Source organism: Paracoccus sp. S1E-3 (assembly GCF_013868135.1).
Classification (GTDB): domain Bacteria; phylum Pseudomonadota; class Alphaproteobacteria; order Rhodobacterales; family Rhodobacteraceae; genus Paracoccus.
The window spans coordinates 1,570,223-1,592,855 of sequence record NZ_JACEMU010000004.1; the positions used below are offsets into that span (position 1 = coordinate 1,570,223).

General features: G+C 66.1%; 20 protein-coding genes. All 20 read right to left on the reverse strand.

The window, feature by feature from the left end:
- Window positions 1-35: 35 nt before the first annotated feature.
- Window positions 36-2,192 (reverse strand): malate synthase G, encoded by a 2,157-nt coding sequence (locus H1S04_RS07810; protein WP_181744935.1) that lies wholly within the window; start codon window positions 2,190-2,192, stop codon window positions 36-38.
- Between the two features lie 136 nt (window positions 2,193-2,328).
- Entirely contained in the window at window positions 2,329-3,804 is a 1,476-nt protein-coding gene (locus H1S04_RS07815) for a nucleobase:cation symporter-2 family protein (RefSeq protein ID WP_181744936.1), read from the reverse strand.
- A 505-nt stretch (window positions 3,805-4,309) separates the two neighbouring features.
- Window positions 4,310-5,128 (reverse strand): bifunctional allantoicase/(S)-ureidoglycine aminohydrolase, encoded by an 819-nt coding sequence (locus H1S04_RS07820; protein WP_181745438.1) that lies wholly within the window; start codon window positions 5,126-5,128, stop codon window positions 4,310-4,312.
- 107 nt (window positions 5,129-5,235) lie between these two features.
- Window positions 5,236-6,534 carry a guanine deaminase gene (gene guaD, locus H1S04_RS07825; protein WP_181744937.1) on the reverse strand — a complete coding sequence of 433 codons (1,299 nt, stop codon included), beginning with the start codon at window positions 6,532-6,534 and terminating at the stop codon, window positions 5,236-5,238.
- Window positions 6,531-7,061, reverse strand: coding sequence for a DUF1003 domain-containing protein (locus tag H1S04_RS07830; RefSeq protein ID WP_255435479.1), 531 nt, complete (start codon window positions 7,059-7,061; stop codon window positions 6,531-6,533). The genes guaD and H1S04_RS07830 overlap by 4 nt, the downstream gene beginning before the upstream one ends.
- Window positions 7,062-7,085: 24 nt before the next feature.
- Window positions 7,086-9,395 (reverse strand): xanthine dehydrogenase molybdopterin binding subunit, encoded by a 2,310-nt coding sequence (xdhB, locus tag H1S04_RS07835; RefSeq protein WP_181744939.1) that lies wholly within the window; start codon window positions 9,393-9,395, stop codon window positions 7,086-7,088.
- Between the two features lies 1 nt (window position 9,396).
- Entirely contained in the window at window positions 9,397-10,842 is a 1,446-nt protein-coding gene (xdhA, locus tag H1S04_RS07840) for a xanthine dehydrogenase small subunit (RefSeq protein ID WP_181744940.1), read from the reverse strand.
- 78 nt (window positions 10,843-10,920) lie between these two features.
- Window positions 10,921-11,628 carry an urea ABC transporter ATP-binding subunit UrtE gene (gene urtE, locus H1S04_RS07845; protein WP_181744941.1) on the reverse strand — a complete coding sequence of 236 codons (708 nt, stop codon included), beginning with the start codon at window positions 11,626-11,628 and terminating at the stop codon, window positions 10,921-10,923.
- Between the two features lies 1 nt (window position 11,629).
- A complete protein-coding gene (gene urtD, locus H1S04_RS07850; RefSeq protein WP_181744942.1) occupies window positions 11,630-12,370 on the reverse strand; it encodes an urea ABC transporter ATP-binding protein UrtD in 741 nt (246 codons plus the stop codon).
- On the reverse strand, window positions 12,367-13,590 hold the full coding sequence (urtC, locus tag H1S04_RS07855; protein ID WP_181744943.1) for an urea ABC transporter permease subunit UrtC: 1,224 nt from the start codon (window positions 13,588-13,590) through the stop codon (window positions 12,367-12,369). Before urtC ends, urtD begins: the two co-directional genes overlap by 4 nt.
- 3 nt (window positions 13,591-13,593) lie before the next feature.
- Complete coding sequence (urtB, locus tag H1S04_RS07860; protein WP_181744944.1) at window positions 13,594-15,495, reverse strand: urea ABC transporter permease subunit UrtB; 1,902 nt, start codon at window positions 15,493-15,495, stop codon at window positions 13,594-13,596.
- 71 nt (window positions 15,496-15,566) lie between these two features.
- Entirely contained in the window at window positions 15,567-16,829 is a 1,263-nt protein-coding gene (gene urtA, locus H1S04_RS07865; RefSeq protein ID WP_370470462.1) for an urea ABC transporter substrate-binding protein, read from the reverse strand.
- A gap of 304 nt (window positions 16,830-17,133) precedes the next feature.
- Window positions 17,134-17,751 (reverse strand): urease accessory protein UreG, encoded by a 618-nt coding sequence (gene ureG, locus H1S04_RS07870; protein WP_181744946.1) that lies wholly within the window; start codon window positions 17,749-17,751, stop codon window positions 17,134-17,136.
- A complete protein-coding gene (locus tag H1S04_RS07875; RefSeq protein ID WP_370470473.1) occupies window positions 17,748-18,383 on the reverse strand; it encodes an urease accessory protein UreF in 636 nt (211 codons plus the stop codon). The genes ureG and H1S04_RS07875 overlap by 4 nt, the downstream gene beginning before the upstream one ends.
- A complete protein-coding gene (locus H1S04_RS07880) occupies window positions 18,379-18,846 on the reverse strand; it encodes an urease accessory protein UreE (protein ID WP_181744948.1) in 468 nt (155 codons plus the stop codon). The genes H1S04_RS07875 and H1S04_RS07880 overlap by 5 nt, the downstream gene beginning before the upstream one ends.
- A gap of 11 nt (window positions 18,847-18,857) precedes the next feature.
- Window positions 18,858-20,561, reverse strand: coding sequence for an urease subunit alpha (gene ureC, locus H1S04_RS07885; RefSeq protein ID WP_181744949.1), 1,704 nt, complete (start codon window positions 20,559-20,561; stop codon window positions 18,858-18,860).
- On the reverse strand, window positions 20,551-20,865 hold the full coding sequence (locus H1S04_RS07890) for an urease subunit beta (protein WP_181744950.1): 315 nt from the start codon (window positions 20,863-20,865) through the stop codon (window positions 20,551-20,553). The genes ureC and H1S04_RS07890 overlap by 11 nt, the downstream gene beginning before the upstream one ends.
- A gap of 1 nt (window position 20,866) precedes the next feature.
- Window positions 20,867-21,418, reverse strand: a complete 552-nt coding sequence (locus H1S04_RS07895; RefSeq protein WP_181744951.1) for a HupE/UreJ family protein — start codon at window positions 21,416-21,418, stop codon at window positions 20,867-20,869.
- Between the two features lie 8 nt (window positions 21,419-21,426).
- On the reverse strand, window positions 21,427-21,729 hold the full coding sequence (locus H1S04_RS07900) for an urease subunit gamma (RefSeq protein WP_181744952.1): 303 nt from the start codon (window positions 21,727-21,729) through the stop codon (window positions 21,427-21,429).
- A 9-nt stretch (window positions 21,730-21,738) separates the two neighbouring features.
- Complete coding sequence (locus tag H1S04_RS07905; RefSeq protein ID WP_181744953.1) at window positions 21,739-22,542, reverse strand: urease accessory protein UreD; 804 nt, start codon at window positions 22,540-22,542, stop codon at window positions 21,739-21,741.
- Window positions 22,543-22,633 lie beyond the last annotated feature (91 nt).

Sequence of the window (22,633 nt, forward strand, 5' to 3'; positions counted from 1 at the left end):
GCGCCAGATGGGCGCGGCGTATCGACGGTCTGGCCTTAGGCCGCGTGTTCGGCCTTGAACCTGCGCCGATAGGCATGCAGCAGCGGCTCAGTATAGCCCGAGGGCTGCTCGCGCCCCTTGAAGACCAGATCGCAGGCCGCCTGGAAAGCCAGCGAATTGGTGCCATCGCCCATCGGCAGATAGGCCGGGTCGCCCGCATTCTGGCGGTCGACGATGGCGGCGGCCTTCTTCATCGCCGCCATCACCCGATCTTCGGTGACCACGCCATGATGCAGCCAGTTTGCCAGCATCTGCGAGGAAATGCGGCAGGTCGCGCGGTCCTCCATCTGGCCGACATCGTCGATATCGGGCACTTTGGAACAGCCGACACCCTGATCGACCCAGCGCACCACATAGCCCAGAATCCCCTGGGCATTGTTCAGGATCTCGGCGTCGATCTCCTCCTCCGAATAGCCGTTCGAAGGGGCGAGCGGGATCGTCAGCAGCTCGTCCAGCTTGCGGCGGGGGATCAGTTTCCTGATCTCGTCCTGACGATCCTTGACGTTGACCTGATGGTAATGGGTGGCGTGCAGAGTGGCCGCAGTGGGCGAGGGCACCCAGGCGCAATTCGCCCCCGACTTCGGATGCGCGATCTTGGCTTCCAGCATGGCGTGCATCCGGTCGGGCATGGCCCACATGCCCTTGCCGATCTGGCCGCGCCCCTGAAAGCCGCAAGCCAGCGCGATATCGACATTGCGATCCTCGTAGGAGGACAGCCAGTCTTCGTTCTTCATCAGTGCCTTGCGTTTCATCATCCCGGCTTCCATCGAGGTGTGGATCTCGTCCCCCGTGCGGTCGAGGAAGCCGGTATTCACGAAGGCCGCCCGGTGGCGCGCGGCGCGGATGCATTCCTTGAGGTTCGCCGAGGTCCTGCGTTCCTCGTCCATGATGCCCAGCTTCACGGTATGGCGCGGCAGGCCGAGGATGTCCTCGACAGCGCCGAAGATCTCGTCCGACAGCGCGACCTCCTCGGGGCCGTGCATCTTCGGCTTCACCACATAGACCGAGGCGGCCGAGTTCAGCTGCTTGCCTTTCAGGTCATGCAGCGCGGCGGTGACGGTGAACAGCGCATCCAGAATGCCTTCCGGCACTTCCGCGCCATCGGCGGTCAGCACGGCGGGGTTGGTCATCAGATGACCGACATTGCGCACGAACATCAGCGCCCGGCCCTTCAGCTTCGCCGGTTGGCCGTCGGCGGCGGTATAGGCGATGTCGCCCTCCAGCCGGCGGGTCATCGGCTTGCCGCCCTTGTCGAAAGTCTCCTCCAGTGTGCCGTTCATCAGGCCCAGCCAGTTGCCATAGGCGACCACCTTGTCGGCGGCATCGACGGCGGCGACCGAATCCTCGCAATCCATGATGGCGGACATGGCCGCTTCCAGACGCAGATCGCTGACGCCCGCGCGGTCGGTCTTGCCGATGGTATGGCTGCGGTCGATATCGATGATGATATGCAGCCCGTTATGGACCAGCACGATGCCCTCGGGCGCATCGGGCGCGCCGATATAACCTGCGAAGGCGGCGGGGTCCGCCAGACCGACCGCGGCCGTGTCGGTGGTGGCGACCAGCTGGCCATCCCTGACGGCATAGCCAGTCACATCGGCATGGCTGGCGCCATCCAGCGGCACCGCCTGATCCAGAAAATTCTTCGCCCAGGCGATGACCTCGGCGCCGCGCGTGGCGTCATAGCCCTTGCCTGTGGGCAGGCTGCCCATCGCGTCCGAACCGTATAGCGCATCATACAGGCTGCCCCAGCGGGCATTGGCGGCGTTCAGCGCGAAACGCGCGTTCATCACCGGCACCACCAGCTGCGGACCCGACACCAGCGCGATTTCCGGGTCGACATTGTTGGTGTCGATGCTGAAATCCGGGCCCTCGGGCTTCAGATAGCCGATCTGTTCCAGAAAGGCGCGGTAAGCCGCCGCGTCAAAGGGCGCGCTGCGATGGCTGAGATGCCATTTGTCGATGGCGGCCTGAAGATCGTCGCGGGTTTTCAGCGCAGCCGCGGTCTTCGGCCCGAAGCGGGCGACCAGATCGGCCAGCCCGGCCCAGAAATCCGCAGGCGCCACACCGGTGCCCGGCAGCAGGGTGTTTTCAGCGAAATCGGCCAGCTCGGCCGCGACCTGAAGGCCGGATTTCTGCACATAGTCGGTCATCGTCTTCCCTTCTCCCTTGGCGGAGTTCCTCTGCCGCCCTTTTGTGGGTGGATCGTCCGGGCAGGGCAAGCCCTGTTAGCCCAAACGGCGGCCGAGGACGCGAACGTCCCCGCCGAATATCTGCATGGCCGCTGCTTTAATGGCCGCCATCCGATTGCAGCGCGGCGCGACGCAGATCCTCCTCGGATGCATTCCCCGCGCCGTTGAAGAACATGTTCAGGACCAGCGCGGTCAGGGATGCCAGCAGGATGCCGGAATCGATCAGCGGGTGGATGGCGTGGGGGATGTGCATCTTGAAGTCGGGTGCGATCAGCGGGATCATCCCCATGCCCAGCGAGATGGCGACGATGAACCCGTTCCGCCGGTTTTCCTTGAAGTCCACCGCCTGCAGGATGCGGATGCCGGTGGCCGCGACCATGCCGAACATCACCAGTCCGGCCCCGCCCAGCACCACGGTCGGCAGCGCCTCGACCAGCGCACCCATTTTCGGCACCAGCCCCAGCACCACCATGATGATGCCGCCGGCCACGCAGACATAGCGGGAACGAACGCCTGTCACGCCCACCAGACCCACATTCTGGCTGAACGAGGTATAGGGGAAGGTGTTGAACAAACCGCCGATGAAGGTGCCCAGCCCGTCCGTGCGCAGGCCCGCTGCCAGTTCGGTCTGGCTGGGGCGACGGTTGCACATCTCGCCGAGCGCCAGGAACATGCCCAGCGATTCGATCATCACCACGATCATCACCAGCACCATGGTCAGGATCATGACCGGTTCGAAGATCGGCATGCCGAAGCGCAGGGGCGTGACCAGCGCGAACCAGCCAGCCTGTGCGACCTGGTCGAAATGCATCTGCCCGGCGAAGGCGGCAATGATGGCACCGACGACAATCCCGACCAGCACGGCGATATTGGCAAGGAAGCCGCGCGCATATTTGATGATCAGAATGATTGTCAGCAGCACTGCCGCCGCGATCAGCATGTTTTCAAGCCGGGCATAATTCGGACTGTCGACGGTCGCGGCAAGGCGGAAGCCGGGTGGCAGCGGGGCGGCGCCCGGCAGCGCCGAAGCCCCCGCAACCCAGGCTTGCCATTCGGGATCAATCAGCTTCGCCGCCATGGGTTGGCCGAAGATCCAGTTGATCCCGATCCGCATCAGGCTGACGCCGATCACCAGAATGATCGTTCCCGTCACCACCGGCGGAAAAAAGCGGATCAGCCGCGACATCAGCGGCGCCATCAGCATCGCGATCAGACCTGCCGCCATGATCGAGCCGAACAGCATCCGCGCGCCCTCGGTGCCGGGATATTGCTGGGCGATCGACACCATCGGCCCGACGCTGGCGAAGGTCACCCCCATCATCACCGGCAGCTTGATGCCGAACCATTTCGTCATTCCCAGCGACTGAATGATCGTCACCACCCCGCAGACGAACAGATCAGCCGAGATCAGAAACGCCACCTGTTCGGGCGTCAGGTTCAGCGCCCGCCCGACGATCAGCGGCACCGCGATGGCGCCCGCATACATGACCAGCACGTGCTGAAGCCCCAGGGTGAACAGCTTGCCCGCTGGTAGAATTTCATCGACCGAGTTCGCCGTCACATCAGTCGCCATTGCGCTATCCCCGCTTTGATATGTGATCTGTTCTTGCTCTTGGGCCGGGGTCCCCCGCGCCGTCCTGCATCCAGTCTAGCCGTGAATTTTTTGTGAATGCCAGAATTCCGCATGCCATCGCATACCCGGAAACACCGAGACTATTTCTTATATTTCAATATATTGCTTCGATTCCACGACCCGGGGCATTTTCTCGATTGTCAAAAAACTGCTTCGCAATCATGCGAGTGCCCACCGGAACAGCACCCCTCGGATCCCTGAACAAGGGGCGCGCGGGGCCGCAACACGGCCTCGGGCACGGGATCGACGCGGGTCTGATGACTTCGCGTCAGGCCGAATTTCACCGCAAGCCTCGACCTGCCGACCCGGCTCGGGTCGGGCGCTTGCTGCCCTATCGGACGAAAACCCGGCACAGCGCACGACCGCGCCCTTTCTGATCGCCTGGAGCCTCGGCGCGGGGCGCCCCAATGGTCAAAGCCGCCGCGAACCGGAAACCCAAAGGACCTTACAACGGCATATGCCGGTTCACGTCCTTGTAGAGCAGATAGCGGAACGGCCCCGGTCCGCCCGCATAGCAGGCCTGCGGGCAGAACGCACGCAGCCACATGAAATCGCCGGCCTCGACTTCGACCCAGTCCTGATTCAGACGGTAAACCGCCTTGCCTTCCAGCACATACAGACCATGTTCCATCACATGCGTTTCCGCAAAGGGGATCACCCCCCCCGGCTGGAAGGTCACGATGGTGACATGCATGTCGTGGCGCATGTCGGCGGGGTCCACGAAACGCGTCGTGGCCCAGACGCCGTTCGTGTCCGGCATCACCGTCGGCGCGATCTCGTGGTCGCTGGCGATGATCGGATCGGGCACGTCCAGCCCGTCGACGAACTGATAGGCCTTGCGGATCCAGTGGAAACGCGCAGGCGCGTCGCTGGTGTTCTTCAGGCTCCATTCCGCGTCGGGGGGGATATAGGCATAGCCGCCCGGACCCAGCCGGTCGGTCCTGCCCATGACGGTCAGGGTGATTTCGCCTTCGACGACAAAAAGCACCGCCTCAACGCCCTCGTCGGTTTCGGGGCGGTCGCTGCCGCCGCCGGGCAGCACCTCGGCGATATATTGCGAGAAGGTTTCCGCAAAACCCGACAGCGGCCGGGCGATCACCCAGAAGCGGGTCTTGTCCCAGAACGGCAGATAGGAGGTGACGATATCGCTGAACGTGCCCTTGGGGATGACGGCGTAAGCCTCGGTGAACATGGCCCGATCGGTCAGGATCTGCGTCTGCGGCGGCAGCCCGCCCGTGGGTGCGTAATAGCTGCGCTCGGTCATATCGGTCTCCACGTTCGTTCGCGGGCCAGTGAAGCGTGCGGGCGGCCTTTTGCCAACCGGTTTCGCGTCCGGGTCAGGCTGAAGCATTCATCGCCAAAAGCTGATAATCAGCCGGGCTTCATCGCCTGCCCGGCCACATAGGTCTGCACCACCGCGCGGTCATCGCCCATGACCTGCAGCAGGAACAGTTCCTCGGCCAGCGTCTCGATCCGTTCGCTGCGCAGCGCCATGGCGGAGGTGGCGCGGCTGTCCAGCACCACCATGTCGGCGGCAAAGCCGGGCGCGATCCGGCCGATTTCACCCTCCATTCCCAACGCTTTGGCATTGCCGCGCGTGGCCCAGTGGAAGGCCGCGAAAGGGTGCAGGTTCTGGCCGCGCAGTTGCAGGACCTTGTAGCCCTCGTTCAGGGTCTGCAGCATGGAATAGCTGGTCCCGCCCCCCACATCGGTGGCCACGCCGGTGACCACGCCCGCCTTGCGTAACCCGGCCTCATCGAACAGGCCCGAGCCGAGGAACAGGTTCGAGGTCGGGCAGAAGATCGCCCGCGTGCCGGTCTCCGCCATCCGCGCCACTTCCCGGTCCGAAAGGTGGATCGCATGGCCCATCAGGCTGCGCGGACCCAGCAAGCCAAAGCGGTCATAGATGTCCAGATAGTCGCGCGCCTCGGGATAGAGGCTGAGTGTGAAGTCGATCTCGGCCAGATTTTCCGACAGATGGGTCTGGATCGGCAGATGTGGATATTCCGCCGCCAGCGCCCCCGCCGCCGCCAGCTGTTCGGGCGTCGAGGTGATCGCGAAGCGCGGCGTGATCGCATAGGTCAGCCGGCCCCGTCCCTGCCAACGTTCGATCAGCGCCTTGCTTTCGTCATAACTGGTCTGCGCGGTGTCATGGACCGCCGGCAGCGCGTTGCGGTCCATCATCACCTTGCCGCCCAGCATCGCCATACCGCGCGATTCCGCCGCCGAAAACAGCGCATCGACGCTGCCCGGATGGACCGATCCGAAGGCGCAGGCGGTGGTGGTGCCATGGGTCAGAAGCTGGGTCAGAAAGGCGTCCGCCATGCGCGCGGCATGGGCATCGTCGGCGAAGCGGGCTTCCTCGGGGAAGGTATAGTTCTGCAGCCAGTCCAGCAGCTGCGCCCCCCAACTGGCGATCACCTGCACCTGCGGGAAATGGATATGCGGATCGATGAAGCCGGGCAGGATCAGATGCGGGCGGTGGTCGATCTCGGCCATTCCGTCCCGGCGCAGGTCGGCATAATCGCCGACAGCGGCGACGCGACCGTCCTGAACCAGCACGGCGCCGTCCTCCAGATAGGTGAAGGCATCCTCGGTCTCGGCAGGGTCGGCGTGGAAGGACAGAACCCGGCCGCGGATCAGGCGCGGATTTTCGGTGTTACTTTTCATGCGGGGTCTCCGCGGTCATGCAATTCCTGAACCAGACGGGTCAGAATCTCGATCTGCTCCTGCTGCTGGACCAGCAGGCGGGCGATATTGTCGTTGCGCAGGCTGTCCAGCTTGTCATGCAGGCCCATGACGGCGACTTCGGATTTCAAGTTCACGTCATAGTCATTCGCCGCCGCCAGCCGGTCCTTCGAGGCCTGGCGGTTCTGGCTCATCATCAGGATCGGCGCCTGCACGGCTGCCAGCATCGACAGCATCAGGTTCAGGAAAATGAAGGGATAGGGGTCCGGGGCCTGCTTGCCCAGAACCAAGTTGATCAGTGCCCAGGTCAGCATGACCGCCAGAAACACGCCGATGAAGGTCCAGGACCCGCCAAAAGCCGCAACCCGGTCGGCCATGCGCTCGCCAAAGCTCAGCCTCTGGTCGAAATCGGCATAGGTGTCGCGCACCACGATCCTGCGGCGCTGAAGCCAGTCCAGCACCTTGTGCTCGGCCGGATGCATGACACCGCTATGGGGGTTCTCGCCCATCAGATTATCCCTTTCCGGCATGGCTCACGCCCGCAGCCGTTCCACCGCCATCAACACCCGTTCCGGTGTTGCCGGCGCATCCAGACGCGGCGCCAAGCGATAGTCCGCGACCGAGGCCACGGCATGGCCGATCGCCTCCCATACGGAAATGCCCAGCATCAGCGGCGGCTCGCCCACGGCCTTGGATCGCTTGATGCTGCGTTCGGCATTCACCGACCAGTCGGCGAGGGCCACGTTGAAGATCTTGGGCCGGTCCGAGGCCAGCGGGATCTTGTAGGTCGAGGGCGCATGCGTGCGCAATTGCCCCTGCTGGTCCCACCACAGTTCTTCGCTGGTCAGCCAGCCGACGCCCTGCACGAACCCCCCTTCGACCTGCCCCAGATCGATCGCCGGGTTCAGCGACCGGCCCACATCATGCAGCACGTCGGCGCGCTCGATCACATATTCGCCGGTCAGGGTGTCCACGCTGACCTCGGCGCAGGCGGCGCCATAGGCGAAATAATAGAAAGGCCGACCCTGCCCGGTCGCGCGGTCCCAGTGGATTTTCGGCGTGGCGTAAAAGCCGTCGGACCACAGTTGGACGCGGGCCATATAGGCCATGCGCACCGCCTCGGCGAAGGGAATGTCAACCGCGCCCACGCGGATATGGCCGGGGATGAACTCCACCTCCTCAGGGGCGACGTTCCGCGCGGCGGCGAAATGCGCCGCCAGCCGCGCCTTGATCCGGTCGCAGGCATCCAGCACCGCCATGCCGTTCAGGTCGGTCCCCGAAGACGCCGCCGTGGCCGACGTGTTGGGCACCTTTTCCGTCGTCGTCCGCGTCACCCGGACCAGAGAGATGTCGACCTGGAAAGCCTCGGCCACGATCTGGGCGATCTTGGTGTGCAGCCCCTGCCCCATCTCTGTCCCGCCATGGTTCACCATGATCGAGCCATCGGTATAGAGATGCACCAGCGCCCCTGCCTGATTGAAGAAGGTGGCGGTGAAGCTGATCCCGAACTTGACCGGCGTCATCGCGATCCCGCGCCGGATCACCCCGCCCCTGGCGTTGAAGTCCAGCACCGCCTGACGACGCGCGGCATAGTCGCAGGACGCCTCCAGCTCGGCGAAGATGCGGGGCAGGATCTGATCCTCGACCTGCTGATGATAGGGGGTCAGCTGACCGTTCTGATACAGGTTGCGCTTGCGCACCTCGAGCGGGTCGAGATGCAGCGCATAGGCGATTTCCTCGATGATCCGCTCGGCCGCGATCACCCCTTGCGGGCCACCAAAGCCCCGGAAAGCGGTGTTGCTGACGGTGTTGGTGCGCTGCGGATGGCTGCGCAGTTCCACATCCGGGTAGTAATAGGCGTTGTCGGCATGAAACAGCGCCCGGTCGGTGACGGGGCCGGACAGATCGGCCGAGAAGCCGCAGCGGGCATGGAAATCACCCTCCACCGCAAGGATCTTGCCGTGTTTGTCATAGCCCGCCTTGTAGTCGATGACGAAATCATGGCGCTTGCCGGTGGCGCTCATGTCCTCGTCGCGGTCGGGGCGCAGTTTGACGGGGCGGTCCAGCTTGCGCGCGGCGATGGCGGCGACGCAGGCGAACAGGTTCATCTGGGTTTCCTTGCCGCCGAAGCCGCCGCCCATGCGGCGCACCGTCACCACCACCTGATTGGCAGGCACCGCCAGCGCATGGGCCACCATATGCTGCACCTCGCTCGGGTGCTGGGTCGAGACGAAGATGTTCATCCCCTCGGCATCCGGCACCGCCAGCGCGATCTGGCCTTCCAGATAGAAGTGATCCTGCCCGCCGACAGTCAGCCGCCCCTCCAGCCGCAGGGGCGCAGCGGCCATGCCCGCGCGCACATCGCCGCGCTTCAGCACCAGTGGCGGGGTGACGTAATCCATGCCGCCATCCCGCGCGGCGATGGGGTCGAGGAAATGCGGCAGCGCCTCATATTCCACCCGCGCCAGCGCGGCGGCGCGGCGAGCGAGGTCGCGCGTTTCGGCCACCACGGCAAAGATGGGCTGGCCCCAGAACATCACTTCGGGCCCGGCGAAGATCGGGTCGTCGCCATGGCCCGCAGGGCTGATGTCATTGGTGCCGGGCAGGTCATCCGCCGTCAGCACGGCCAGCACACCGGGGGCGGCGCGCACCGCGTTCAGGTCAAGTGCGGTGATGCGGCCATGGGCGATCTCCGACAGCCCCAACGCGGCATGAACGGTCCCCGCCGGTTCGGGCAGATCGTCGGTGTAATCGGCGCGGCCGGTCACATGAAGATGCGCCGATTCATGCTGGATCGACTGGTGGGCCACACCTGCGGGTCTGGTATCGCTTCGGTCTTTCATCTCATGCCTCCACGGTGCGAGACAGGCGCACCTCCTCGCCGTCCTGCTCCAGCCAGAAGCGGCGGATCAGGTTGGCGGCCACGGCCTGACGGTATTCGGCGCTGGCGCGCCAGTCGGACAGCGGCTGAAAATCACCGGCGACGGCATGGGCGGCAGCTTCGAACGTGTCACGGGCGAAGGGGCGGCCGCGCAGGGCGGCTTCGGCCTTTACCGCGCGCTTGGGGGTGCCGGCCATGCCGCCGAAGGCGAGGCGCGCCTCGGTGATGAGGCCGCGTTCCTCACGGATGAGGATACCCATGGCCACGGCTGTGATGTCGGAATAGGCGCGTTTCGACACCTTGTAGCCCGCAATCCGCGCGCCGTCCGGGCGGGGAACAACGATGCTTTCCAGAAACTCGCCCGGCTGGCGGTCCTGCTTGCCATATTCGATGAAGAACCCTTCCAGCGGGATCTCGCGCCGGCTGTTCCCGCGCCGCAGCACGATCCGCGCATTCAGCGCGATCAGCAGCGGCGGCATTTCCCCGATAGGCGAGCCATTGGCGATATTGCCGCCGATGGTGCCCGCGTTGCGGACCTGCCATCCGCCGATGCGGGTCAGGTAATCGGTCAGCTCGGGCATGGTTTCGGCGATGATCGGCAGCAGCTCGGAATAGGTCACCCCCGCGCCGAGGCGGATCTCGTCGTCCGAAACGCTTACGCCCTTCATCAGATGGCCGATGAAGATGGCGGGCGCGATGGGGCGCAGGAATTTCGTCACCCACAGGCCCACATCGGTGGCCCCGGCGATCAGCGTCGCCCCCGGATTGTCCAGCAGCGCCTGCGCCAGTGCATCCTCGCTGGCGGGAAGAATGGTGCGCTTGCCGTCCTTGGACACTTCCGCACCCGCTGGAATGGCGGCCAGCCGCGCCGCCACCCCGTCCCGTTCCCGCGCCAGCGCGTCCATCGCCTGCCCGCCTGCCGCCGCCGCCGCGCGCGCCGCCTTCACGATCGGTTCATATCCGGTGCAGCGGCACAGGTTGCCCTGAAGCGCGGTCTCGATCTCCACCACGGACGGGTCGCCGTTCTCCATCCACAGCCCGTAAAGCGCCATGACGAAACCCGGCGTGCAGAAGCCGCATTGGCTGGCGTGATGGTCCACCATCGCCTGCTGGACCGGGTGCAGTCCAGCACCTTTGGGCGACAGATGCTCGATCGTCACGATATGGCAGCCATGGCAGGCGGCCAGAAAGCGGATGCAGGCATTCACCGGTTCATAGCGCAGCGCGCCGTTCCGCAGCCGCCCCGCCAACACCGTGCAGGCCCCGCAATCGCCCTCGGCGCAGCCCTCCTTGGTGCCGGTCAGACGGCGCGACAGCCGCAGGAAATCCAGCAGCGTTTCGTCCGGGGCGACCTCGGTCAGGGTGATTTCGGTGTCGTTCAGCAGGAATCGGATGGGATGGCTGGTCATAAGCTTGCTCTGGCGTCCAAGCCTTCAGCATCCAACTTCTGAGCCGCAAGATAAAGGCCCCCGCGCCTGCCCTTTCGATCAGGCCGCGGCCAGCCCAGCCAGACGCCCATGCAGGGCTTCCCGGCTGACCTGCTCGCGGCTGCCCGACAGCACCACCTGCCCGCGTTCCATCAGCGCGAAGCTGTCGCCGAGATCCCAGGCGAAATCGAAATACTGCTCGACCAGAACAATCGCCATGTCGCCACGATCGCGTAAGCCCGCAATGACGCGGCCGATCTGGGCGATGATATTGGGCTGGATGCCCTCGGTCGGTTCGTCCATCAGCAGCACCTTGGGGCGGATCACCAGCGCGCGGGCGATGGCGAGTTGCTGCTGCTGGCCGCCCGACAGATCGCCGCCGCGCCGATGGGCCATTTCCGCCAGCACCGGGAAACTGTCATAGATCTCATCGGGCACGCGGCGCTGCCCTGCGGGAAGGCAGCCAAAGCCGGTTTCCAGATTCTCGCGCACCGTCAGCAGCGGAAAGATCGCCCGGCCCTGCGGGACATAGCCGACCCCGCGCCGCGCCATCTCCTGCGCCGTCACCCGACCAAGACGCGCGCCCATCAGCCGCAATTCGCCGCCCGCCCGGGGATGCCGCCCGGCCAGCAGGTTCATCAGCGAGGTCTTGCCGACCCCGTTATTGCCCATCACGCAGGTCACGCGCCCCGGTTCTGCGCGCAGCGAGACCCCGTGCAGGATCCGGCTGCTGCCATAGGACAGGGTGACGTTTTCAGCCTCGATCATCTCAGCGCCCCAGATAGACTTCGATCACGTCGGGATTGGCGGATACGTGGTCCAGCGACCCCTCGGCCAGCACCGCGCCCTGATGCAGCACCGTCACCTTGCAGTTCAGGCGGCGCACGAACTCCATGTCATGTTCGACCACCACCACGGCGCGGGTTCCGGCCAGCCGGCGCAAAAGCGTGGTGGTCTGTTCGCGTTCGGCCAGCGTCATGCCGGCGGCGGGTTCATCGACCAGCAGCAGGCGCGGTTCCTGCGCCAGCAGCATGCCGATTTCCAGCCATTGCTTCTGGCCGTGCGACAGCTCACCCGCCTTGCGCAGAAGCTGTCCGGCCAGCCCGACCTCTGCGGCAAGTTCCGCGACGCGCGCGTCCGAGGCGCTGCCAGGACGCCAGAACAGCACCGCGAACGGCCCGCGCGGGGCCTTCAGCGCCATGGTCAGGTTGTCCGCGACGCTCTGATCCTCGAACACGGTCGGGCGCTGGAATTTTCGGCCGATGCCCTCGCGGGCGATCTGCGCCTCGGACAGGCGCAGCAGCGAGCGCGAGAACTCGCCCCAGCGGACCTGCCCCTCATCCGGGCGGGTCTTGCCGGTCACGATGTCCATGAAGGTGGTCTTGCCGGCCCCGTTCGGGCCGATGATGGCGCGCAACTCCGCCGCGCCGATAGAGAAGGACAGGTTGTTGATCGCCCTGAACCCGTCGAAACTTTTCGAGATGCCCGAGACCTCCAGAAGCGCACTCATGCCTCGGCCTCCCGTTCGCGCAGGGCGCCCAGATCGGGGCCGAGATCGGCGCCGTGCCGCTTCGGTGCGCGCAGCCCCGCGACGGCGTCGATGATCGAGGAGAGCCCCTTCGGCGCGAACAGCGTCACCAGCACGAAGGCCACCCCCAGCAGCACCTGCCACCAGTCGACCCAGTGGATCGTATAAAAGCCAAGGTTCAGGTCTGGGGCCTTGCCGCCGGTGAACCAGCTTGACAGCAGCGATACGAACACCGCACCGATCACCGCGCCATACAGCCGCCCGCGCCCGCCGATGGCGACCCAGACGGCGAGGTAGATGGACGCGATCGGCGCCAGTTCCGCCGGGTTGATGATCCCGGCCTGCGGGTAATAAAGCGCGCCGGCGATGGCGCAGATCATCGCCGACAGGGTGAAGACGAACAGCTTATAGCCCTCGACCGAATAGCCGAGGAAGCGGACGCGGGCCTCGTCATCGCGGATGGCGCGGATCACGCTGCCGAACTTGCCGCTGACCAGCCAGCTTGCCAGCACATAGCAAAGCCCGAGCGCGGCGGCCGAGGCCCAGAGAAACCAGATCGAGAGGGTGGATTGCGGCACATCCGTCAGGCCGGGGATGTTCTGCAGCCCCGACAGGCCGTTATTGCCGCGAAAGCCGCTGTCGTTCTGGAACAGCCACAAAGCCAGCGCCAGCGTCATCGCCTGGGTCAGGATCGACAGATAGACCCCATTGACCCGCGACCGGAAGGCCAGCCAGCCGAACAGGAAGGCGAAGATACCGGGCACCGCGAGAACCAGCAGAAGCTGGATGGGCAGGCTGCCGGCGAAGCTCCATGTCAGGGGCAGGTCACTGGAACCGACGACGCCGAAGATCTGGCTGGCGATGCCCTGCCGGATTTCGTCCGGGGTGGCGGGGATGGGCGCGTTGGCCAGCGTCGCGGTGACGATTTCCGCCGTGCGCGCATACATCAGCCACATCCCGATCATGTAGCCGCCAAGGGCGAAGAACGCCATGTGCCCCAGGGACAGGATGCCGGCATAGCCCCAGACCAGATCCATCGCCAGCGCGGCGAGCGCCAGACACAGGGTCTTGCCCAGCAGCTTGACGGTCGAGGTTGGCACCGCCCCGGTCCCGTAAGCCTGCGACAACAGCGTGATGGCGAGGGTAAAGACCGCCAGCACCGCCAGAAAGATCAGCACCGAGGGATATTTGCGGATCAGCATGGTTCAGCCCTCGACGAAGCGGCCACGGGTCGGGAAGATCCCGCGCGGCCGGAACTGGATGAAGATGATGATGAACAGGATCATCCAGGTCTGCGCGGCCAGCGTATTGGCCGGGTTCAGCACCTCGATCCCCTTCTGCAGCCCGCCGATCAGCGCCGCCCCCGCCAGCGTGCCCCAGATATTGCCGACCCCGCCCACGACCACGGTCATGAAGCTTTGCACGATATAGCCCTGCCCCAGTTCCGAGGTGACCTGCGCGAACAGCCCGATGGCCACGCCCGCGATGCCCGCGATGCCGGACCCAAGGCCAAAGGTCAGCATCGCCACCCGGTCCGGGTTGATGCCCATCGACGCCGCCATGCCGGGGTTCTGCGTGACCGCGCGCATGTTCAGCCCCAGCCGGGTGCGTTTTGTGATGAACAGGAACAGGCACAGAAACAGCAGCGCCAGCACGAAGATGGCGACGCGGATGGTGGAAATCTGGACGATCTCGCCAAAGCCCACGGAGCCGCCAAGCCAGTCCGGCGCGGTCAGCGGGCGGGCCTGGGTGCCGAAGATGTTCTTGGCCAGTTGCTGCAGCGCGATGGAGACGCCGAAGGTGGCCAGCAAGGTCTCCAGCGGGCGTTTCGCCAGATGGCGGATGACCAGCCGATACAGCACCACCCCCGCCAGCGCGGTGACAAGAAAAGCCATGGGCAGCGCCACCACCAGCGACAATGTGCGGTTGGCGATGAAGCCCTGCACGACATAGCCGGTATAGGCGCCCATCATGATGAACTCGCCATGGGCCATGTTGATGACTCCCATCACCCCGAAGGTGATCGCCAGCCCGATTGCCGCCAGAAAATAGATCGAGGCCAAGGACAGCGCATCCAGCGCCAGATCGACGCCCTGCTGGGCTCGTTCGCGCAGGACAAGGCCGTTCAGCGCCGCGCGGGCGGCATCCGTCACCTCGGGCGACGGCTCGGTGTAAAGATCGGCAAAGATGTTCGCCGCCAGCGCCGCATCGACCTGATCGGCGCTTGCGGCGGGACGGACCGCGCCGGCAGCGGCAAGCGCACGATAGGCGCGGTCGCGGGCATCCGGGCTGTCGAGATTGGCGACGGGGATATTGCCGACCTGCCCGTCCTGAAGATGGGCCGAGAGCGCGGCTTTCTGTTCGGCATCGCTGAGCCGAGGGGCCGCAAGACCCGCATCGACCAGCAGGCGATAGGCCGCGGCCTCGGTCAGCTCGGTCCCGATGCTCAATTGCCGCGCGACATTCGCGCCTTCCGGTAAGGCCGGACCGGCGAAACGGGTGGTGGTCAGAATGGGGTTCAAGACCGCCTGCACATCGCTGCCGCTATCGCCAGCGAACCCCTCGATGGCGGCGACCCGTGCCGCCGGTTCGGGATCGAAACGGATGGTCAGCAGGCGCTCCAGCCGCTGCTTGCGGGCGGCGAGGACGGGATCGGGATCGTCCAATGCCGCACGCAGCGCCGGCAGATGTTCGGCCGTGGCGTCCCGCGCCAGCGCATCCAGCGCGGCGCGGCGGCGGCCCATATCGGGATCGGCCAGTTGCGCCGGCACCAGCGCCGCCGCGATCAGCCCGCGCACGCCGGAATTGGGTTTCAGCGCCTTCGCCTCACCCGCGAGCGGGGCACCGGTGACGGCATCCGTGGCCGCGTCGCCCTCGATGATCGCGAAGCGGCCATCATCGGTCAGACCCAGCCGTCGATCCCCCCATGCCTCCAGAAACGCGACCGCGCCGTCGCCGCTGGCCGCGATCTCCGCAATGACCGGGCCGATCGTCTGGCGCGAGGGCTTTTCGATCTGCGCCCGGTTGGCGGCGAGCACCGCTTCCAGATCCTGCGCCCAGGCGGGTAGCGCAAAGATCAGCAGCAGGCAAAGGAAGATACGGCGCATGACGGCCCTTTCAATTCGCGGGATGCGGGGCGCGGCCTGCAGGCCGCGCCAGCCTGACGGAGATGCGCCGGTCAGTAATTCGACTGCACCTGCACGCAGCTGTTGGTCTGGGTGTTGAACATGCCGCATTTCTTGCCCGGCCAGTCGGCCTCCAGCACGGCGCTGTCGGGGAGGAAATCGGTCCATGCGTCGCCCGGCACCGGGTCGGTCTGGCTGACGATATCGAACTGGCCATCCTCGCGGATTTCACCGATCAGCACCGGCTTGGTCAGGTGATGGTTCGGCAGGACTTTTGCCATTGTGCCGGTCAGGTTCGGCACCTCGACCCCGACGATGGCGTCAAGCACCGCGTCCGTATCGGTCGTCCCGGCCTTTTCGACCGCTTTCACCCAGGCGTTGAAGCCGATCATCGTGGCCTCCATCGGGTCGTTGGTCACCCGCTTCGGATCGCCGGTGAATTTCTTCCATTCCTCGATGAAGGCCTTGTTTTCGGGGGTGTCGGCGCTTTCAAAGTAATTCCACGCCGCCAGATGGCCGGTGAGGTTCGTGGTATCCAGACCCGAAAGCTCCTCCTCACCCACCGAGAAGGCCATGACCGGAATGTCATCGGCGCTGACGCCCGCCGCCGCCAGTTCTTTGTAGAAACCGACATTGGCATCGCCATTGATGGTCGAGACCACCCCGACCTTCTTGCCGTCCTTCCCCAGCGCGACCACATCGGCCACGATCTTCGACCAGTCCGAATGCCCGAAGGGGGTGTAATTGACGAAAATATCGTCCTGCGCGACGCCGTTATCCTTCAGATAAGCTTCCAGAATGGTGTTGGTGGTGCGCGGATAGACGTAATCGGTGCCCAGCAGCGCCCATTTTTCCACGCCCAGTTCGTCGGCCATGTAATCCACCGCCGGGATCGCCTGCTGGTTCGGGGCGGCGCCGGTATAGATCACGTTCTTGGACGATTCCTCGCCCTCGTATTGCACCGGATAGAACAAGAGGCCGTTCAGCTCCTCGACCACCGGCAGCACGGATTTGCGCGATACGCTGGTCCAGCAGCCGAAGATCGCATCGACCCCCTGAACCGAGATCAGCTCGCGCGCCTTTTCCGCAAACAGCGGCCAGTCCGAGGCCGGATCGACCACCACCGCCTCGATCTGCTTGCCCAGCAACCCGCCCTTGGCGTTCTGCTGTTCGACCAGCATCAGCACAGTGTCCTTCAGCGTGGTTTCCGAAATCGCCATCGTGCCCGACAGCGAATGCAAGACGCCGATCTTGATGGTGTCGTCTTGCGCCCACGCGCCCCCGGCCAGCACCAGACCCAAGGCCGAGCCCGCCATTATGGATTTCAATCCTTGCATCTTCTTCCCTCTCGGGCCGCAAAGATCCGCCCGCTTCCCGCCAGCGCGGCGCGGTGTTAAACCTTGGCGGCAACTTCGTTGCACCCGTGCGGCGGCGTCGTTTTCCAGGCGGAGGCCGTCGCACACTTCTGACCTTTTGGGCCGTTCGCCCTTGCAGAAGATCGGCTGGCGCGCTTTCAGGCAATCTTGCGAAGGCATCTTCGGGCAGCCAGCCCGCGAATGATGCAATCGGCGCCAGTCCCGCCGCGCCCTGCCCGGTTTCGCGGCACGCCCTGCGCGATCCCTAGCCGCGCGGGCGCAATCCACCCTCGCGGATGATGAATTCGGCGACATCTTCCGCGCCTTTGCCGTGGCGCAGCGCGGCCATCACCACCGGGCGCGGGCCGCGCGCGGCGCGGGCATCGCTTTCCAGCAAGTCGGCATCAACGCCCACATAAGGCGCGAGGTCGGTCTTGTTCACCACCAGCAGGTCAGACCGCGCCAGCCCCGGCCCTTTCTTGCGCGGAATGTCCTGCCCGGCCGCGGTGTCGATCACATAGATGGTCAGGTCGGCCAGTTCCGGGCTGAAGGTCGCGGCCAGATTGTCGCCGCCCGACTCGATCAGCACCAGCTCCAGATCCGGCAGCGCCGAGGTCAGTTCGGCAATCGCGGCGAGGTTGATGCTGGCATCCTCGCGGATCGCCGTATGGGGGCAGCCGCCGGTTTCGACCCCGCGCACCCGGTCCTGCGGCAGGACCTGGGCGCGCATCAGCGCCTCGGCATCCTCGCGGGTGTAGATGTCGTTGGTGATCACCGCCATGGACAGGCGCGGGGCCAGAAGGCGGGAAAGTTCGATGGTCAGCGTGGTCTTGCCAGCGCCCACGGGGCCGCCGATGCCGACGCGAAGGGGGCCATTCATCATGTGCGGAATATCCTTGTCTGCATGGTTTCGTGGCGGGCCTGCGCGAGGTCCGCGCCGATGGCGCAGCCGCCCAGATCGGCTTCGCTGGCCTCGGCGGCGCGGGCGGCCAATTGCAGGATCAGCGGCGAGAGCGCCGCCAGAATCCGCTGCCCTTCGGCCTGCCCAAGCGGCATGAAGCGCACCGCCGCCTGAATGAGGTTCAGCGCCTGCCCGTGCAGATATAGCGCGATCACCTCGGCGCGGGGCAGGTCCAGCCCCGACAGTGCCCGGCCCACGGCGACCGGCAGGGCGGCGGGCGCGTCGCTGCTGCCCGTCAGCGCGGCCGAGGTCGCCGCGAAGGCGCGGCCCTGTTCCAGCGTTTCGGTCAGCCTTTCGGCGGTCAGGCACATGGCGCGGGCCAGATCATCAAGGCCAAGATGATCCGCGCCGGGACGCAGCGACAGCGACAGGATCACCGCATCGGACCAGCCGCTGCCATATTCCAGCACGTCGCCCAGCCATTCCGCCAGCGCCGCGCCGTCGCCGACCAGAGCCGCATCCATCGCCCATTCCAGCCCCTGCGCATAGGCAAAGGCCCCGGTCGGAAAGGCCGGGGACAGAAGCTGCACCGCCAGCAGGCGGGCGCCGTCAATGGGCGTGGCCAAAGGTCCGCCCATGGCCGTAGGCCCCGCCTTCGGGGCGGAAGGGGGCATAGCCCTTGGTCACCTTTGCGCCCAGCTTCAGCAGCATGTCTTCCAGCACCGGATCGGCGCGGATGGTCAGATGATCCTCGGCCATTTCGCAGGGGCAATGGCGGTTGCCGATATGCCAGGCGAGGCGCGGCAGGTCGCCCTCGATCCGCAGCACGGGTTCATGGGCCTCGGCCACCTCGATGGCGTTGCCGTCGGCCAGCGCAAAGGCCGCACCGGGATCCAGACTGACGGTCTGCGGCAGATCGACCAGAAAAGCCGCGCCGCCTTCGGTCGCAAGGCGTTTGCGGCGCAGGCAGCGGGCGTCATAGTCCAGAACGACCCGCCCCACCACCTTGCGGCCATGGCCGCGCGGCAGCACCGCCACCGCCACGCCAAGTTCGTCCCCATGGGCCAGAAAATGCATCAAGACCTCCGTCAAAACAGGAAATAGCGTTGGGCGAGCGGCAGTTCGGTTGCCGGTTCGCAGGTCAGAAGTTCGCCATCGGCGCGGACCTCGTAGGTTTCGGGATCGACCTCGATAAAGGGTGTGGCGTCGTTCAGGCGCATGTCGCGCTTGGCCAGACCGCGCGTGCCTTCGACCGCAACGGCCTGTTTCGAAAGCCCATCGGTGGCGCCGGCCTCCAGCCCCGCCCGGCTGACAAAACTGACCGAACCCGATTGCGCCGCCCGCCCCAAAGCGCCGAACATGGGCCGCGAATACATCGGCTGCGGCGTCGGGATCGAGGCATTGGGATCGCCCATCTGCGCCATCACGATCTGCCCGCCGATCAGCGACATTTCGGGCTTCGCCCCGAAAAACGCCGGGTGCCACAGAACCAGATCGGCGCGCTTGCCAACCTCGATACTGCCGGTATGGGCGCTGATCCCGTGCGCCAGGGCGGGGTTGATGGTGTATTTCGCCACATAGCGGCGGGCGCGCAGGTTGTCATTGGCGTCGGTTTCCCCGTCCAGCCTGCCGCGTTGCACCTTCATCTTGTGGGCGGTCTGCCATGTCCGGGTGATGACCTCGCCCACCCGCCCCATCGCCTGACTGTCGCTGCTGATGATGCTGAAGGCACCCAGATCGTGCAGGATATCCTCGGCGGCGATGGTCTCGCGCCGGATGCGGGATTCGGCGAAGGCCACGTCCTCGGGGATGGCGCGGTCCAGATGGTGGCACACCATCAGCATGTCCAGATGTTCCTCGATCGTGTTGCGCGTATAGGGCCGCGTCGGGTTGGTCGAGGAGGGCAGCACATTCTGGCTGCCGACCACGCGCATGACGTCGGGTGCGTGGCCGCCGCCCGCGCCTTCGGTGTGATAGGCGTGGATGGTGCGCCCGCCGATGGCCTTCAGGGTATTTTCGACAAAGCCGGATTCGTTCAGCGTGTCGGTATGGATCATCACCTGAATATCCTCGGCCTCGGCCACGGTCAGGCAGCAGTCGATGGCGGCGGGGGTGGTGCCCCAATCCTCGTGCAGCTTAAGGGCGCAGGCCCCGGCGCGGATCTGTTCCAGCAGCGCCTCGGGGCGAGACGCATTGCCCTTGCCGGCCAGCCCGATATTGACGGGCAGGTTGTCGGCGGCTTCCAGCATCCGCCGGATATGCCACGGCCCCGGCGTGCAGGTCGTCGCCAGCGTCCCATGCGCCGGGCCGGTGCCGCCGCCGATCATGGTGGTGATGCCCGAATGCAGCGCGTCATCGACCTGCTGGGGGCAGATGAAATGGATATGGCAGTCGATGCCGCCGGCGGTCAGGATGCGGCCCTCGGCGGCGATGATCTCGGTGCCGGGGCCGATGATGATGGTCACGCCGGGCTGGGTGTCGGGATTGCCCGCCTTGCCGATCCGGGCGATGCGGCCGTCCTTCAGGCCGATGTCGGCCTTGTAGATGCCGCTCCAGTCGAGGATCAGCGCGTTTGTGATCACAGTGTCCATGGCGCCATTCGCGCGGGTCACCTGGGACTGCCCCATGCCGTCGCGGATGACCTTGCCACCGCCGAACTTCACCTCCTCACCATAGATGGTCAGGTCGCGCTCGACCTCAATGATAAGATCGGTATCGCCGAGGCGCACCTTGTCGCCGGTGGTCGGCCCGAACATGTCGGCATAGGCGGCGCGCGAGATTTCAACCGGCATCGAGCACCCCCATCACATGGCCGTTAAAGCCCCAGACCTCGCGGCCCCCGGCATAGGGGATCAGCCGCACCTCGCGCCGCTGGCCCGGCTCGAACCGGATCGCGGTGCCGGCGGGGATGTCGAGGCGCATGCCGCGCGCCGCCACGCGGTCGAAATCCAACCCCGGATTGGTTTCGGCGAAATGGTAATGGCTGCCGACCTGCACCGGGCGGTCGCCGGTATTGGCGACCATCAGGGTGATCGCGGCGCGGCCGGCGTTCAGGGTGATGCGGCCCTCGGCCGGGATGATCTCGCCGGGATTCATCTCAGCCCGCCACTGCCAGAACCGCGCCGGCAAGTGCGGCCACCAGCCCCGCGCCCCGGATCGCCAGCGCCGGGACTGCCTTTCCGGCCACCATGCCCAGCCCGTGCAGCGCCGCCGTCGCCACCGCAAACCCCGCCGCATAGACGGCAAGCCCGCTGGCCGGACCTTCCGCGCCATGCGCCCAGCCATGGGCCGCACCGAACAGCGCCGCCCCGGCCAGCATCACCGGAAGCGGCAGGCGCACCGCCATGGCGACAAGCACGCCGAGGATGATGCAAGAGGCGAGGATCGTCGGCTCCACCCCCGGAAAGGGCGCGCCCGACGCGCCCAGCACGCCGCCGACCAGCATCGCGCCCACAAAGGTCAGTGGCAGCGACCAGAGCGCGCGCCCGCCGATCTGCGCCGCCAACAGGCCAAGCGCCACCATGGCCAGCATGTGATCGGCGCCGCTGAACGGGTGGCCGAAGCCGGTGGTGAAGCTTCCGGCCATCTGCCCGGTATGGGCAAAGGCGGCGCCCGGCAGCAGGGTCAACAGGATCAGGGTCTTTTTCATCGGCTTCCTCAACGGATCGGGTGGTGGACGGTGACCAGCTTGGTGCCGTCGGGAAAGGTGGCCTCGACCTGCACGGTCTCGATCATGGACGGGACGCCCGTCATGCACTGATCGGCGCGGATGACCGTGCCGCCCGCCGCCATCAGATCGGCCACGCTGCGGCCGTCGCGGGCGCCCTCGACCACGTAATCGGTGATCAGCGCGATGGCCTCGGGGTGGTTCAGCTTGACGCCGCGCGCCAGCCGTCCCCGCGCCACCATGGCGGCGAGGCTGACCAGCAGCTTGTCCTTTTCGCGGGGGGTCAGGTTCATGGCTCTCTCCTAGGACTGCCAGACGCGGGGCAGCGCGTCGGGCCGCAGGGTCTCGATCAGCCGCGCCATCTGGCGGCGCAGCGGCCAGGCATCGGGCGCATGGGCGCGCAGGATGACGCGCCCCGGCAGGGCCGAGGCGGCGGCAGTGACCTCCGGCTCGGTCAGGGCGGCACGCAGCGCGGGCAGCTGATGTTCGGCATCTGGGGCCGACAGGATCAGCACCGCGACGGCCCGCGCGCCCTGCAACAGCGCCGGCGCGCCCGCACGGGCAAGGCTGCTGTCGTCCAGCCGGAAGGGATCGAAAACCTCGACCCTGCCGGCGCGGCGGATGACGCGGAGGTCGTTCAGGTGCAGGCGCGCCACGGTCTCGCCCATGGCGGCGCGGCCCAGCACGATGGTTTCCAGTCCCAGAAAACTGGCGCCCTCGGCCAGTTCCACCACCGTTTCGCGGTCCAGCTTCGCGCCGTCGAACAGGATGGCTTCCTGCGGCAGCCAGTCCAGCATTCCGCCTGCCCCGACCTTCAGCGCCACCTGCACCGCTGCGGGCAGGTCGTCGGCGCGATAAGCGCGTTCGGCCGTCTGGGTGGTCGCCGTGGCGCGGGTCGCGGGGCCGAGATCGAGATGGTATTCCAGCCGGTCGCCCGAGGTCAGCCCGCCGGAGGTGTTCAGGAACACGATCTCGGGCGCGGGACCATGGCTGCGCGGCAGCAGCGCCTTGGCGCTGCCGGATTGCGACAACCCGACAAGCCCGCCCCGGTCGAGCGAGACCCGCGCCACACCCGCGCTGCGCTGCATATGGACGGCATCCAACATGAGACCGACGGTAATGCGGCGGCGCAGCAATGATGAGAGATCGCCCATACCCCCCGCCGAAATTCACCACCGATCCGTCGCCCTTGCCTGC

Bases quoted from the DNA above. Each gene is read 5' to 3' on its own strand.
- H1S04_RS07810 (WP_181744935.1), bottom strand. From the start codon at position 2,192: ATGACCGACTATGTGCAGAAATCCGGCCTTCAGGTCGCGGCCGAGCTG.
- H1S04_RS07815 (WP_181744936.1), bottom strand. From the start codon at position 3,804: ATGGCGACTGATGTGACGGCGAACTCGGTCGATGAAATTCTACCAGCG.
- H1S04_RS07820 (WP_181745438.1), bottom strand. From the start codon at position 5,128: ATGACCGAGCGCAGCTATTACGCACCCACGGGCGGGCTGCCGCCGCAG.
- guaD (WP_181744937.1), bottom strand. From the start codon at position 6,534: ATGAAAAGTAACACCGAAAATCCGCGCCTGATCCGCGGCCGGGTTCTG.
- H1S04_RS07830 (WP_255435479.1), bottom strand. From the start codon at position 7,061: ATGGGCGAGAACCCCCATAGCGGTGTCATGCATCCGGCCGAGCACAAG.
- xdhB (WP_181744939.1), bottom strand. From the start codon at position 9,395: ATGAAAGACCGAAGCGATACCAGACCCGCAGGTGTGGCCCACCAGTCG.
- xdhA (WP_181744940.1), bottom strand. From the start codon at position 10,842: ATGACCAGCCATCCCATCCGATTCCTGCTGAACGACACCGAAATCACC.
- urtE (WP_181744941.1), bottom strand. From the start codon at position 11,628: ATGATCGAGGCTGAAAACGTCACCCTGTCCTATGGCAGCAGCCGGATC.
- urtD (WP_181744942.1), bottom strand. From the start codon at position 12,370: ATGAGTGCGCTTCTGGAGGTCTCGGGCATCTCGAAAAGTTTCGACGGG.
- urtC (WP_181744943.1), bottom strand. From the start codon at position 13,590: ATGCTGATCCGCAAATATCCCTCGGTGCTGATCTTTCTGGCGGTGCTG.
- urtB (WP_181744944.1), bottom strand. From the start codon at position 15,495: ATGCGCCGTATCTTCCTTTGCCTGCTGCTGATCTTTGCGCTACCCGCC.
- urtA (WP_370470462.1), bottom strand. From the start codon at position 16,829: ATGGCGGGCTCGGCCTTGGGTCTGGTGCTGGCCGGGGGCGCGTGGGCG.
- ureG (WP_181744946.1), bottom strand. From the start codon at position 17,751: ATGATGAATGGCCCCCTTCGCGTCGGCATCGGCGGCCCCGTGGGCGCT.
- H1S04_RS07880 (WP_181744948.1), bottom strand. From the start codon at position 18,846: ATGCATTTTCTGGCCCATGGGGACGAACTTGGCGTGGCGGTGGCGGTG.
- ureC (WP_181744949.1), bottom strand. From the start codon at position 20,561: ATGCCGGTTGAAATCTCGCGCGCCGCCTATGCCGACATGTTCGGGCCG.
- H1S04_RS07890 (WP_181744950.1), bottom strand. From the start codon at position 20,865: ATGAATCCCGGCGAGATCATCCCGGCCGAGGGCCGCATCACCCTGAAC.
- H1S04_RS07895 (WP_181744951.1), bottom strand. From the start codon at position 21,418: ATGAAAAAGACCCTGATCCTGTTGACCCTGCTGCCGGGCGCCGCCTTT.
- H1S04_RS07900 (WP_181744952.1), bottom strand. From the start codon at position 21,729: ATGAACCTGACCCCCCGCGAAAAGGACAAGCTGCTGGTCAGCCTCGCC.
- H1S04_RS07905 (WP_181744953.1), bottom strand. From the start codon at position 22,542: ATGTTGGATGCCGTCCATATGCAGCGCAGCGCGGGTGTGGCGCGGGTC.